The organism is Streptomyces violens (assembly GCF_000717745.1).
In the GTDB taxonomy this organism is placed as follows: domain Bacteria; phylum Actinomycetota; class Actinomycetes; order Streptomycetales; family Streptomycetaceae; genus Streptomyces; species Streptomyces violens.
On record NZ_JOBH01000002.1, the window covers coordinates 631,946 to 645,421 of the forward strand.

The 13,476-nt window shown below is 69.6% G+C and carries 9 protein-coding genes; 5 read left to right on the forward strand and 4 right to left on the reverse strand.

Going from position 1 to position 13,476, the window contains the following annotated elements; all coding sequences use genetic code 11:
- The first annotated feature begins 15 nt into the window (after positions 1-15).
- Together IF04_RS0106125 and IF04_RS0106130 are read left to right on the forward strand one after the other, a co-directional pair.
- Entirely contained in the window at positions 16-996 is a 981-nt protein-coding gene (locus tag IF04_RS0106125; RefSeq protein ID WP_078599887.1) for a RecB family exonuclease, read from the forward strand.
- Positions 993-1,664, forward strand: coding sequence for a response regulator (locus IF04_RS0106130; RefSeq protein WP_030252059.1), 672 nt, complete (start codon positions 993-995; stop codon positions 1,662-1,664). The genes IF04_RS0106125 and IF04_RS0106130 overlap by 4 nt, the downstream gene beginning before the upstream one ends.
- Positions 1,665-1,750: 86 nt before the next feature.
- Here IF04_RS0106130 and IF04_RS0106135 read toward each other — a convergent pair whose 3' ends face one another.
- The 4 genes from IF04_RS0106135 to metH all read right to left on the reverse strand — a co-directional run bounded on the left by IF04_RS0106135 (position 1,751) and on the right by metH (position 9,848).
- A complete protein-coding gene (locus IF04_RS0106135; protein WP_030252061.1) occupies positions 1,751-3,337 on the reverse strand; it encodes an ABC transporter substrate-binding protein in 1,587 nt (528 codons plus the stop codon).
- Positions 3,338-3,468: 131 nt separating this feature from the next.
- Entirely contained in the window at positions 3,469-5,076 is a 1,608-nt protein-coding gene (locus IF04_RS0106140) for an ABC transporter substrate-binding protein (RefSeq protein ID WP_030252063.1), read from the reverse strand.
- Positions 5,077-5,461: 385 nt separating this feature from the next.
- Entirely contained in the window at positions 5,462-6,163 is a 702-nt protein-coding gene (locus tag IF04_RS0106145; protein ID WP_030252065.1) for an HAD family hydrolase, read from the reverse strand.
- A gap of 172 nt (positions 6,164-6,335) precedes the next feature.
- Positions 6,336-9,848 (reverse strand): methionine synthase, encoded by a 3,513-nt coding sequence (gene metH, locus IF04_RS0106150; RefSeq protein ID WP_030252068.1) that lies wholly within the window; start codon positions 9,846-9,848, stop codon positions 6,336-6,338.
- Between the two features lie 238 nt (positions 9,849-10,086).
- Between metH and IF04_RS0106155 the strand changes: the two genes are divergently transcribed.
- The 3 genes from IF04_RS0106155 (at position 10,087) to glpK (ending at position 13,473) form a co-directional block, all read left to right on the forward strand.
- Positions 10,087-10,851, forward strand: coding sequence for an IclR family transcriptional regulator (locus tag IF04_RS0106155; protein WP_030252071.1), 765 nt, complete (start codon positions 10,087-10,089; stop codon positions 10,849-10,851).
- Between the two features lie 236 nt (positions 10,852-11,087).
- Positions 11,088-11,876, forward strand: a complete 789-nt coding sequence (locus IF04_RS0106160) for an MIP/aquaporin family protein (RefSeq protein WP_030252073.1) — start codon at positions 11,088-11,090, stop codon at positions 11,874-11,876.
- 70 nt (positions 11,877-11,946) lie between these two features.
- On the forward strand, positions 11,947-13,473 hold the full coding sequence (glpK, locus tag IF04_RS0106165; RefSeq protein WP_030252076.1) for a glycerol kinase GlpK: 1,527 nt from the start codon (positions 11,947-11,949) through the stop codon (positions 13,471-13,473).
- The last annotated feature ends 3 nt before the right edge of the window (positions 13,474-13,476 follow it).

The window sequence follows — 13,476 nt, forward strand, 5'->3', positions numbered from 1 at the left end:
GTAGGGTCTAGGGCTATGGACACGAGCACCGAGAAGGCCGTACGGGCCGCGCCTGCTCCGGCGCGCCCGGTGGCGCTGTCGCCCTCCCGCGCGAGCGATTTCCTGCAGTGCCCGCTGCTGTACCGCTTCCGGGTGATCGACAAGCTGCCGGAGAAGCCCAGCGAGGCGGCCACCCGGGGCACGGTGGTGCACGCGGTCCTGGAGCGGCTCTTCGACGCGCCGGCGGCGGAGCGCACGGCGCCGAGCGCGCGGTCCATGGTGCCGGGCGAGTGGAAGAAGCTGTTGGAGAAGCGGCCGGAGCTGGCGGAGCTGTTCGCGGACGATCCGGAGGGCAAGCGGCTGGCGCGCTGGCTGGCGGACGCCGAGGCGCTGGTGGAGCGGTGGTTCACGCTGGAGGACCCGACGCGCCTGGAGCCGGCCGACCGCGAGCTGTACGTGGAGACGGTGCTGGAGTCGGGGCTGCGGCTGCGCGGCTTCATCGACCGGGTGGACGTGGCGCCGACGGGCGAGGTGCGGCTGGTCGACTACAAGACGGGCAAGGCGCCCCGCCCGGAGTACAGCGAGGGCGCGCTGTTCCAGATGAAGTTCTACGCGCTGGTGCTCTGGCGGCTGCGCGGGCTGGTGCCGCGCCGGCTGCAGCTGGTGTATCTGGGCAGCGGTGACGTGTTGACGTACGACCCCTCCGAGGCGGATCTGCGGGGCGTGGAGCGCAAGCTGCTGGCGCTGTGGGACGCGATCCAGAAGGCGACGGACTCGGGCGACTGGCGGCCGCGCCCGTCGAAGCTGTGCAACTGGTGCGATCACCGTGCGGTGTGTCCGGAGTTCGGAGGCACTCCCCCGCCGTATCCGCTGGTGCCGGGCGCGGAGGCCGCGGAGCCGGTGCTGCCGGGCCCGGAGGCCGCGGAGCGGGCGCTGCCGGTGATCCCCGGACCGCCCTCCGGACCGGACGCGGCAGGGCAGAATGGGGCAGCAGGCCAATCGAAGGAGAGTTCGTGACTATCCGCGTCCTGCTGGTCGACGACCAGCCGCTGCTGCGTACCGGCTTCCGGATGATCCTGGAGGCCGAGCAGGACCTCGCGGTCGTCGGCGAGGCCGGTGACGGCATGCAGGCGCTGGATCAGGTGCGGGCGCTGCAGCCCGATGTGGTGCTGATGGACATCCGTATGCCGCGGATGGACGGGGTGGAGGCGACCCGCCGGATCACGGGCCCGGCGAAGGACGGCCCGGCGAAGGTCCTGGTGCTGACGACGTTCGATCTGGACGAGTACGTCGTGGAGGCGCTGCGGGCCGGCGCCAGCGGCTTCCTGCTCAAGGACGCCCCGGCGAACGAGCTGGTGCAGGCGATCCGCGTCGTGGCGGCGGGTGAGGCGATGCTCGCGCCGAGCATCACGCGCCGGCTGCTGGACAAGTACGCGACGCATCTGCCGTCGGGCGAGGAGCCGGTGCCGGACGCGCTCGGCACGCTCACCGAGCGCGAGGTGGAGGTGCTGAAGCTGGTCGCGCGGGGCCTGTCGAACGCGGAGATCGCGGCGGACCTGTTCGTGAGCGAGACGACGGTGAAGACGCATGTGGGCCATGTGCTGACGAAGCTGGGCCTGCGGGACCGGGTGCAGGCCGCGGTGTACGCGTACGAGAGCGGACTGGTGCGCCCCGGCGCGCAGTAGGCGCCGGGGCGCCACGGAAGAACGGGGAAGGCCCGGCGCGATCACTCGCGCCGGGCCTTCCCCGTGCCGTTGAGGCCGGAGGCCGTTTACTCCTCCGCGCTCTTGCTGATCTCCCAGAAGCGGAAGACCGTCGAGGAGTCCAGCGTCCACTCCAGGCCGGAGACGGTGTCCCGGGCGACGGCGTACTGCTTGCCCTGCCACAGCGGGAGCAGGGGCAGTTCGTCGGCGACGATCTGCTGCACCTCGCGGTAGTCCTTCTTGGTGGCGCCGCGGTCGGGCTCGGCGGCGGTCCTCGGCAGCAGGCTGCCGGTGATGCGCGACGAGTCGAAGCCGTTGTTCAGGACGTTGCCCTTGCCGAAGAAGGGCTGGGTGAAGTTGTCGGGGTCCGGGTAGTCCGGGACCCAGCCCTTGACGTACACGCCGTACTTGCCGGCGGCGACGCCCTTCTCGTAGTCCTCGAACGGCACGCTCTTGACCTTGGCGTCGAAGAGGCCGCTGGCGTTGAGCTGCTGGGCGAGTTCCTGGAGCGCCGCGTCGGTGTCGGGGCCGTAGCGGGTCGGGGTGGACCAGAGGGTGACCTTCGCCTTGCCCTGGACGCCGGCGGAGCGCAGCGCCGCCTCGGCCTTGTCGCGCTGCGGGCGGGAGCCGTAGGTGTCGAAGAAGGCCGTGGTGTGGCCGGTGATGCCGGCCGGGACGATGGAGAAGAGCGGCTCGACGGTGCGCTGGTAGACGTCGCGGACCAGGGAGGCGCGGTCGATGGTGTACGCCATGGCCTTGCGGACGCCGAGCTTGCCGACGACCGGGTCCTTCGTGTTGAAGACCAGGTGCATGACCTCGGCGCTGTCGCCCTCGACGACCTGGGTGCGGCCGCTGTCGACGGCGTGGTCCAGGTCGGCGATGTCCTTGTTGGCGAGGCCGCGGTAGGCCAGGTCGATCTTCCCGTCCTGGACGGCGTGCTTCAGTTCCGTCTGGGAGTCGAAGAACTTCATGGTCATGCCGGAGTTCTTGACCTTGGCGGGGCCCTTGTAGGAGCCGTTGACGGAGAAGACGGCCTGCTTGTCGTCGTAGCTGCCGAGCTTGTAGACGCCGGAGCCGACCGCCTTGCCGTCGGTGCGGAGCTTGTCGGCCGGGTATTCCTTGCTGTCGACGATGGAGCCGGCGCCGGAAGCGATCTTCATGGGGAAGGTCGCGTCGGGCGTCTTGAGGTGGAAGACGACGGTCTTCTCGTCGGGCGTGTCGATCTTGTCGAGCCCGGCGAGCATGACGGCGGGGCCGTTCTTGTCGTTGATCCGCAGGGTGCGGTCGAAGGAGAACTTCACGTCCTTGGACGTGAGGGCGTCCCCGTTGCTGAACTTCAGGCCGTCCTTCAGCTTGCAGCGGTAGACCTTGCTGCTGGTGTCGGTGAAGGTGCAGCTCTTGGCGGCTTCCGGCTGGGGGGTGGTGCCGCCCTTGGGGAAGCTGATCAGGGACTGGAAGACGTTGTTGAACAGCAGCCAGGAGCCGGGGTCGTAGCCGGACGCCGGGTCGATCGACTGGATCTTGTCCGTCATGCCCATGACCACGGGTTCACCGACCCCGGCACCCTCGTCGTCGCCCGAGCCGCAGCCTGCCAGCAGGGCTGCGGCCAGCCCCGCACACAAGGGGGCGGCGAGCAGCTGGTCACGTTTCCTCACGTGCGCGTTCCTCACAGTTGGTGTCGCGGTTGCCTGCCGACGAGGCCGTCGGCCGATGAGCGGGGAACCCGCTCTGCGGGCCGGCCGGCCGGTGCCCGTGGTGCGGGCGCCGGCCGGCCGTTGCTCGGGCGTCAGTCGGCGACGCCGCGGCCCAGTTCCCAGATCTGCAGCGCGGAGGAGGAGTTGAGCGCCCACTCCACGCCGGTGATGTCGTCACGCGCGGCGACGTACTGCTTGCCCTGCCACAGGGGAAGGACCGGAACGTCGTCGGCCACGATGTTCTGCGCCTGCTTGAAGCTGCCGGCGGCGGCGTTGCGGTCGGTCTGCTGACGCGTGGCCGGGATCAGCTGGTCCTCGATCCGGTGGTTCCGGTAGGGGGAGCCGAGGAAGTTGCCCTTTCCTATGAAGGGCGCGAGGTAGTTGTCGGCGTCCGGGATGTCGGCGTACCAGCCCATGCCCCAGGCCGGGTACTCGCCCTTGGCGGAGTCCTCGCGGAAGGTCTGCCAGCTGTCCACGCCCTTGAGGGTCACGTCGAAGACGCCGTCCTTGTTCAACTGCTTCTGCAGCTCCTTGAACTCGTCCTCGGTGATCGAACCGTAGTGGTTCTTCGTGTAGGCGAGGGTCAGCTTCACGGGGGCGTTGATGCCCGCGCGCTCCAGGATGCGCTTGGCCTCGGCGGGGTCGGGGTTGCCGTACTTGCTGAAGAAGGAATTGATGTGGCCGGTGAGGCCGGTCGGCACCAGGGAGTACAGCGGGTCGCCGGTGTGCGCGTACACGTCGCGGACCAGTGCCGAACGGTCCACCATCTGCGCGATGGCCTGACGTACCGCCTTGTTGCGGACGGCGGGCGCTTCGGTGTTGAAGGCAAGGTAGCGGATCTCCTGGCCGGGCATCTCCGTGAGGGAGACATGGGAGCTCCGGGCGTTCTCCAGGCCCTGCACCTGATGCGGCGACAGGCTGCGGTTCATCAGGTCGATGTCGCCCTTGCGCAGCGCCTTCTCCATGGCCTCGGAGTCGGGGAAGAACCGCATCTCGACCTTGTCGTTCTGCGGCTCGATGCTCCCCTTGTAGCCGGGGTTGCGGGTGAAGACGGCCTTGGTGACGCGGTTGCCGCTGTGCTCGGCCTCGAGCTGGTACGGGCCGGAGCCGACCAGGTCGAAGCCCTTGTAGAGGGCGTTGCGGGGGTAGACCTTGTGGTCGACGATCGCGGCGGCGGGGGTGGCGAGCTTCTGCGGGAAGGTGGCGTCGGGCTTCTTGAGGTGGAAGACCACCTCGTGCTTCCCGGCCGTCTCGACGGTGTCGACGTTGTCCATGAGGGACACCGGGCCGTTGGCGTAGTTGATGCGCAGCATCCGCTCGACGGAGAACTTCACGTCGGTGGCGGTGAGGGGGTCGCCGTTGCTGAACTCCAGGCCGTCCCGCAGGGTGCAGCGGTACTGCTCGTTCTGGGTGTCGCGGAAGCCGCACGAGCGGGCCGCCTCGGGGACCGGTGCGTTACCGGTACGGGGCAGCCGCATCAGGGTCTGGAAGGTGCCGCGCAGCACGTTCCAGGCGCCGACGTCGTAGGTCTGCACGGGGTCGAAGGGGGCCGGGGCCGCCTTGGACGCCTCGATGGTGTCGGTGGTCCCCACGACGATCGCTCTACCGTCCCCGTCCGCACTGTCGCCGCTTCCGCAGGCTGCCAGTGCGGGAGCGAGCAGACCGGCCAGGACCGGCAGCACCAAGGTCGTGCGATTCATCGTCGGCAGGTTCCTTATCAGCGCAGAGGTGTTGCTCGCGTCGACATTAGTAGGAACGGTCTGCGGGTCCGTGACACAGCAGAGTTGAGCGCATATCACGCCCAGATAACGCTCATGGGGTGACCGATATCCGGACACTGGAACGATTCGTACGTCGATTGACCAATGCGGACACTTAACCCCGCCCAACCCCCCTCACCACCCCCATGGAGCACCCTTCACCCCACTTGTCGATGGCCCGGCGCGTGATAAACGTCACGGATTCCAATGCAACCGGTGACATGAGAATTCAGCACCGGTATTCGTCACGGAAAATGAGCGGACCACTCCTCAGCGTCCCTTCCGACCCCGTTCGGCCTTTCTCACCACAACGCTCAGTGCACGGTCATCGTTTTTCCGTGATGAGGGCCCGCAGAAAAGGCAGATCGACCTCTTCCAGCGACGGTACGACCGTCCGCGTCGGGGCCGGCTCGATCGGCAGCACCGACGGCACGGCGACCACCCGGCAGCCGGCCGCCTCGGCCGCCGTCACGCCCGTCACGGTGTCCTCCACGACCGCGCAGCGCGCCGGTTCCACGCCGAGCCGGGCGGCGGCGGTCAGATACGGGTCCGGGTGCGGCTTGGTGCGCGCCAGGTCGTCGCCGGCGAGGGTGAGATGGAAGTGCTCGGCACCCAGCGAGTCCAGCATGCGGTCGATGATGTCGCGGTGCGAGGCGGAGACCAGCGCGGTGGGCACCTGATGGGCCGCCAGCTCGGCCAGCAGCCTGCGGGCGCCCGGCATCAGCGGCACTCCCCCCGCGATCCGGGCGGTGAAACGGGCGTTGAGCAGCGTGGTCAGCTCCGCGAGCGCGATCGTCGCGCCGGTGGCCTGGATCAGGTACGAGGCGCTGCGGGTCATCGGCCCGCCGACCACCACTTGGCGGTGCGCTTCGTCCAGTACGTACCCCAGGTCGGCGAAGACCTCGGCCTCCACCTCCCACCAGAAGCCTTCGGTGTCGACGAGGGTGCCGTCCAGATCGAGAAAGACGGCCTGGAGGGTGGAGCCTTCGGCCGTTCGAGTGCCGACGGCGGGGATGCTGCTGGTCATCCGTACACCTCCGTTGCAGGGGTCCCCGGAGGGACAAAAGGGCCGGCCGCCTCCCCTGCGGGGAAGACGACCGGCCGCTACCGGACCGATAAGTGTACGACTGTGCCGGTCCGTACGCTCTCGTCCGCGACCGGAAGCCCGGCTTCGGGCCCCGGCCGCGGCAAAGAGCGCCCTACCGCGCGTTGAAGTACTTCGCCTCCGGGTGGTGGATGACGATGGCGTCCGTGGACTGCTCGGGGTGGAGCTGGAACTCCTCGGAGAGCTGGACGCCGATCCGCTCCGGCTGCAGCAGGTCCGCGATCTTCGCGCGGTCCTCCAGGTCCGGGCAGGCGCCGTACCCGAGGGAGAAGCGCGCGCCGCGGTACTTCAGCGCGAACATGTCCTCCATCTCGGCGGGGTCCTCGCCCTGGAAGCCCAGTTCGGCGCGGACCCGGGCGTGCCAGTACTCGGCGAGGGCCTCGGCGAGCTGGACGGAGAGGCCGTGCAGCTCCAGGTAGTCGCGGTAGGAGTCGGCCGCGAACAGCTTCGCGGTCTCCTCGCCGATCTTCGAGCCGACGGTGACGACCTGGAGGCCGACCACGTCCGTCTCGCCGGACTCCTCCGGGCGGAAGAAGTCCGCGAGGCAGAGCCGGCGGCCGCGCCGCTGGCGGGGGAAGGTGAAGCGGGTGCGCTCGGTGCCGTCCTCGTTCAGCAGGATGAGGTCGTCGCCCTTGGAGTGGCAGGGGAAGTACCCGTGGACCACGGCCGCTTCGAGGAGGTTCCCGGTCTGCAGCTTGTCCAGCCAGCCGCGCAGCCGCGGCCGGCCCTCGGTCTCCACCAGCTCCTCGTACGTCGGGCCGTCACCCGTACGGGCCTGCTTCAGGCCCCACTGGCCCTTGAACAGCGCACCTTCGTCCAGCCAGGAGGCGTAGTCGGCGAGCTGAATGCCCTTCACGACGCGGGTGCCCCAGAACGGCGGGGTCGGGACGGGATTGTCGGTGGCCACGTCGGAGCGGACCGAGCCCTCGGGCTCCTCGACCTCCAGCACGGCGGTGTCCCGCTTGGGGACGCGGCGCTGCTTGAGCTCGGGCAGGGTCGCGCCGGGCACGCCGCGCTTGACCGCGATCAGAGCGTCCATCAGGCGCAGGCCCTCGAACGCGTCGCGGGCGTAGCGGACCTCGCCCTCGTAGATCTCGTGGAGGTCCTGCTCGACGTACGCGCGGGTGAGCGCGGCGCCGCCGAGGATGACGGGGAAGTCGGCCGCCATCTTGCGCTGGTTCAGCTCCTCCAGGTTCTCCTTCATGATCACCGTGGACTTGACCAGCAGGCCGGACATGCCGATGACGTCGGCCTTGTGCTCCTCGGCGGCTTCCAGGATCGCGGAGACCGGCTGCTTGATGCCGAGGTTGACGACGTTGTAGCCGTTGTTGGAGAGGATGATGTCGACGAGGTTCTTGCCGATGTCGTGGACGTCGCCGCGGACGGTGGCCAGCACGATGGTGCCCTTGCCCTCGTCGCCCTCGACCTTCTCCATGTGCGGCTCCAGGTAGGCCACCGCGGTCTTCATGACCTCGGCGGACTGGAGCACGAACGGCAGCTGCATCTGGCCGGAGCCGAACAGCTCGCCGACCACCTTCATGCCCGCCAGCAGGGTGTCGTTGACGATGTCCAGGGCCGGGCGCTCGGCGAGCGCCGCGTCCAGGTCCGCCTCCAGGCCGTTCTTCTCGCCGTCGATGATGCGGCGCTGCAGGCGCTCCTCCAGCGGCAGGGCCGCCAGCTCCTCGGCCGCGCCGGCCTTCAGCGACTTGGCGGTGGCGCCCTCGAAGAGCTCCATCAGCTTCTGCAGCGGGTCGTAGCCCTCGCTGCGGCGGTCGTAGATCAGGTCCAGGGCGACCTTGACCTGCTCCTCGTCGAAGCGCGCGATCGGCAGGATCTTGGACGCGTGCACGATCGCCGAGTCCAGGCCCGCCTTGACGCACTCGTCGAGGAACACCGAGTTCAGGACGATGCGCGCGGCCGGATTGAGGCCGAAGGAGATGTTGGAGAGGCCCAGCGTGGTCTGCACGTCCGGGTGGCGGCGCTTCAGCTCCCGGATCGCCTCGATCGTGGCGATGCCGTCCTTGCGGGACTCCTCCTGACCGGTGCAGATGGTGAAGGTCAGGGTGTCGATGAGGATGTCGGACTCGCGGATGCCCCAGTTGCCGGTGAGGTCGGCGATGATCCGCTCGGCCACGGCCACCTTGTGCTCGGGCGTACGGGCCTGGCCCTCCTCATCGATGGTCAGCGCGATCAGCGCGGCGCCGTGCTCCTTCGCCAGCGCGGTGACCTTGGCGAAGCGGGACTCGGGGCCGTCGCCGTCCTCGTAGTTCACCGAGTTGATGACCGCGCGGCCGCCCAGCTTCTCCAGGCCGGCCTCGATGACGGGCACCTCGGTGGAGTCCAGCACGATCGGCAGGGTCGAGGCGGTGGCGAAGCGGCCGGCCAGCTCCTGCATGTCGGCGACGCCGTCCCGGCCCACGTAGTCCACGCACAGGTCGAGCATGTGCGCGCCCTCGCGGATCTGGTCCCGGGCCATCTCCACGCAGTCGTCCCAGCGGCCTTCCAGCATGGCCTCGCGGAACTTCTTCGAGCCGTTGGCGTTCGTCCGCTCGCCGATGGCCAGGTACGAGGTGTCCTGGCGGAAGGGGACGGTCTGGTACAGCGAGGCCGCACCCGGCTCCGGGCGGGGCTGCCGCTCGGTCGGGGCGGCGCCGCGCACCCGCTCCACGACCTGGCGCAGGTGCTCGGGCGTCGTACCGCAGCAGCCGCCCACCAGGGACAGGCCGTACTCGCCGACGAAGGTCTCCTGCGCGTCGGCCAGCTCGCCCGGGGTGAGCGGGTAGTGGGCGCCGTCCTTGCCCAGGACCGGCAGGCCGGCGTTGGGCATGCAGGAGATCGGCACCTGGGAGTGGCGGGCGAGGTAGCGCAGGTGCTCGCTCATCTCGGCCGGGCCGGTCGCGCAGTTCAGGCCGATCATGTCGATGCCCAGCGGCTCCAGGGCCGTGAGCGCGGCGCCGATCTCGGAGCCCAGCAGCATGGTGCCGGTGGTCTCGACGGTCACGGAGCAGATGACCGGCAGGTTGGTGCCGGTGACCTCCAGGGCGCGGCGGGCGCCGAGGATGGCGGCCTTGGTCTGCAGCAGGTCCTGGGTGGTCTCCACCAGGAGCGCGTCGGCGCCGCCGGCGATCATGCCCTCGGCGTTCTGCTGGTAGGCGTCGCGCAGGGTGCGGTACGGGGCGTGGCCGAGGGTGGGCAGCTTGGTGCCGGGGCCCATGGAGCCCAGCACCCAGCGCTGCTGCCCGGTCTTCTCGGTGAACTCGTCCGCGACCTCGCGGGCGATGCGGGCGCCGGACTCGGACAGCTCGTAGACCCGCTCGGGGATGTCGTACTCGCCGAGCGCCGCGTGGTTCGCGCCGAAGGTGTTGGTCTCGACGCAGTCGACGCCCACCTCGAAGTACTCCGCGTGCACGGAGCGGACGATGTCCGGGCGGGTGATGTTGAGGATCTCGTTGCAGCCCTCGAGCTGCTGGAAGTCGTCCAGGGTGGGGTCCTGGGCCTGGAGCATGGTGCCCATGGCTCCGTCGGCGACCACGACGCGCGAGGCGAGGGCCTCGCGGAAGGCGTCGATGCGGGCTGCGGGGGTGGTCGTGGGCGTATGCGAGGCCATGGAGCTGCTCCCGTGGTTGCGACGGCTGTCGGCTTTGCGCCTTCCGGTACGAAGGGGCACCGGGCCAGGGTAGCTGGCGGGAACCTTGCGGCGACGGCTGTCCCACGGCGTGGGACGGCGCGGCACTCGTACGGCCCGGTGGGCGTGATCATGGTGCTGTGCGCGGCCCACTCTGTCGGGGTCGGCATCGACCGATATCGTTTGGCATTGTCGAACCGCTCTTCCCGGAGGTTGCTCCATGGCACGGACCATTCAGTCGCTGGAGCGCGCCGCGGCCATGCTGCGGCTGCTGGCCGGCGGCGAACGGCGCCTGGGGCTGTCCGACATCGCCTCGTCGCTGGACCTGGCGAAGGGCACGGCCCACGGCATCCTGCGCACCCTCCAGCAGGAGGGCTTCGTGGAGCAGGACGCGGCCTCGGGCCGGTACCAGCTCGGCGCGGAGCTGCTGCGGCTGGGCAACAGCTACCTGGACGTGCACGAGCTGCGGGCGCGCGCCCTCGTATGGGCCGACGACCTGGCCCGCTCCACCGGCGAGAGCGCCTACCTGGGCGTGCTGCACCAGCAGGGCGTACTGATCGTCCACCACGTCTTCCGGCCCGACGACAGCCGGCAGGTGCTGGAGGTGGGGGCCATGCAGCCGCTGCACAGTACGGCGCTGGGCAAGGTCCTCTCCGCGTACGACCCGGTGGCGCACAGCGAGGCGGTGGAGAGCGCCCGGGAGGCGTTCACCGCGCACACGCTCACGGACCTGGAGGACTTCGAGGGCGTGCTGGATCTCACCCGCGCCCGGGGCTGGGCCGCGGACGTGGAGGAGACCTGGGAGGGCGTGGCGTCGGTGGCCGCGCCCATCCACGACCGGCGGCGGATGCCGGTGGGCGCGGTGGGCATCACCGGCGCCGTGGAGCGGGTGCGGCGGGACGGGGAGCTGCGCCCGGAGATCGTCGCCGCGGTGCGGGACTGCGCACGGGCCGTCTCCAGGGATCTTGGCGCCCAGCGCTTCTAACCGTTTTGTCCGCTCTTTCCGCTTAGGTTTTCCCTCACAGAACCCTTGACGGGCTACTGGGCGTAAACAAAACTGCCGTTCGTCGGTCGGCATTGTCGAACGCGATACGACGATTGTCGTATGGTGGGCACTGCCGGATCGCCGACAACGCCCTCACCGAGGGCTCGCACCACCGGAGGGACCCGGGGTACGGCGCATCTCGGTGTCCATCTGGACGAAGGACAAAGGAGTCGCGGGTGTCCAGCTCCGACATCTTCATCAGCGAGACCATCGGTACCGCTGTGCTGATCCTGCTGGGCGGTGGCGTGTGCGCCGCCGTCACTTTCAAGCGCTCGAAGGCGTACGAGGCCGGCTGGGTGGCCATCGCCTTCGGCTGGGGGTTCGCCGTCCTCACCGGCGCGTACATCGCCGCCAAGTCCGGCGCGCACCTGAACCCCGCCGTCACGGTCGGCCTGGCAATCCAGGGCGGCATCGAGTGGAGCCAGGTGCCGGTCTACTTCGCCGGTGAGCTGCTCGGCGCGATGATCGGCGCGGTCTGCGTGTGGCTCGTCTACTACGGCCAGTTCCGGGCCCACCTCACGGACCCCGAGGTCATCACTCCCCCGAAGGGTGAGGAAGGTCTCGTCGACCAGGCCCAGGCCCCCAAGGCCGGACCCGTGCTCGGCATCTTCTCGACCGGCCCGGAGATCCGGAACGCGTGGCAGAACCTCGTCACCGAGATCATCGCCACCATCGTGCTCGTGCTGGCGATCCTGACCCTGGGCCTGAGCGACGACGGCAAGGGCGTCGGCCCGATCGGCAGCCTTCTGGTCGCCTTCGTGGTCGTCGGCATCGGCCTCTCGCTGGGCGGCCCGACCGGTTACGCCATCAACCCGGTCCGCGACCTCGGCCCGCGCATCGTGCACGCGCTGCTGCCGCTGCCCAACAAGGGCGGTTCGGACTGGGGTTACGCCTGGATCCCCGTCGCCGGGCCGCTGATCGGCGGCGCGATCGCGGGCGGTATCTACCAGCTCGCGTTCGCCTGAGCCGCCACAGCCGAAGCCGAAGCCGCCGCAAGAGCCGCACTCCCCCACCGCACCTCCTGGAGCACACACCATGAGCGACACCCACACCACCGGCCCGTTCATCGCGGCCATCGACCAGGGCACGACCTCCAGCCGCTGCATCGTCTTCGACCGGGACGGCCGCATCGTCTCGGTCGACCAGAAGGAACACGAGCAGATCTTCCCCAAGCCCGGCTGGGTCGAACACGACGCCACCGAGATCTGGGCGAACGTCCAGCAGGTCGTGGCCGGCGCGATCGAGAAGGCGGGCATCACCTCCGCCGACGTCAAGGCCATCGGCATCACCAACCAGCGCGAGACCACGCTGCTCTGGGACAAGAACACGGGTGAGCCGGTCCACAACGCCATCGTCTGGCAGGACACCCGCACCGACGCGCTCTGCCGGGAGCTGGGCCGCAACGTCGGCCAGGACCGCTTCCGCCGCGAGACCGGCCTCCCCCTCGCCTCGTACTTCGCTGGGCCGAAGATCCGCTGGCTGCTGGACAACGTCGAGGGCCTGCGCGAGCGCGCCGAGGCCGGCGACATCCTCTTCGGCACCATGGACTCCTGGGTCATCTGGAACCTCACCGGCGGCGTCAACGGCGGCAAGCACGTCACCGACGTCACCAACGCCTCCCGCACGATGCTGATGAACCTGCGCACCCTCCAGTGGGAGCCCAAGATCCTCAGCTCCATGGGCATCCCCGCCGAGGTCCTGCCGGAGATCAAGTCCTCCGCCGAGGTGTACGGCGAGACCGCGTCCGGCGTGCTGGCCGGCGTCCCGGTCGCCTCCGCGCTCGGCGACCAGCAGGCGGCCCTCTTCGGCCAGACCTGCTTCGCCAGCGGCGAGGCCAAGTCCACGTACGGCACCGGCACCTTCATGCTGATGAACACCGGCAGCGAGCCGGTCAACTCCTACAACGGCCTGCTGACCACCGTCGGCTACCGCATCGGCAACGAGACCCCGGTCTACGCCCTGGAAGGCTCCATCGCCGTCACCGGCTCCCTGGTGCAGTGGATGCGCGACCAGATGGGCCTGATCAACTCCGCCGCCGAGATCGAGACCCTGGCCTCCACGGTCGAGGACAACGGCGGCGCCTACTTCGTACCGGCCTTCTCCGGCCTGTTCGCCCCCTACTGGCGCTCGGATGCGCGCGGTGTCATCGCGGGCCTGACCCGCTACGTCACCAAGGCGCACATCGCCCGCGCCGTTCTTGAGGCCACCGCCTGGCAGACCCGCGAGATCACCGACGCCATGACCAAGGACTCCGGCGTCGAGCTGACCGCACTGAAGGTCGACGGCGGCATGACCTCCAACAACCTGCTGATGCAGACGATCTCGGACTTCCTGGACGCGCCCGTGGTGCGCCCGATGGTCGCCGAGACCACCTGCCTCGGCGCTGCCTACGCGGCCGGCCTGGCCGTGGGCTTCTGGTCCGGCACCGACGAACTGCGCGCCAACTGGCGGCGGGCCGCCGAATGGACCCCCCGCATGGACGCGGCCACCCGTGACCGCGAGTACAAGAGCTGGCTCAAGGCCGTCGAGCGGACCATGGGCTGGATCGAGGACGAGGAGTAAGAC

Coding starts and splice junctions, on each gene's coding strand:
- IF04_RS0106125 (WP_078599887.1), top strand. CDS start 16: ATGGACACGAGCACCGAGAAGGCCGTACGGGCCGCGCCTGCTCCGGCG.
- IF04_RS0106140 (WP_030252063.1), bottom strand. CDS start 5,076: ATGAATCGCACGACCTTGGTGCTGCCGGTCCTGGCCGGTCTGCTCGCT.
- IF04_RS0106145 (WP_030252065.1), bottom strand. CDS start 6,163: ATGACCAGCAGCATCCCCGCCGTCGGCACTCGAACGGCCGAAGGCTCC.
- metH (WP_030252068.1), bottom strand. CDS start 9,848: ATGGCCTCGCATACGCCCACGACCACCCCCGCAGCCCGCATCGACGCC.
- IF04_RS0106155 (WP_030252071.1), top strand. CDS start 10,087: ATGGCACGGACCATTCAGTCGCTGGAGCGCGCCGCGGCCATGCTGCGG.
- glpK (WP_030252076.1), top strand. CDS start 11,947: ATGAGCGACACCCACACCACCGGCCCGTTCATCGCGGCCATCGACCAG.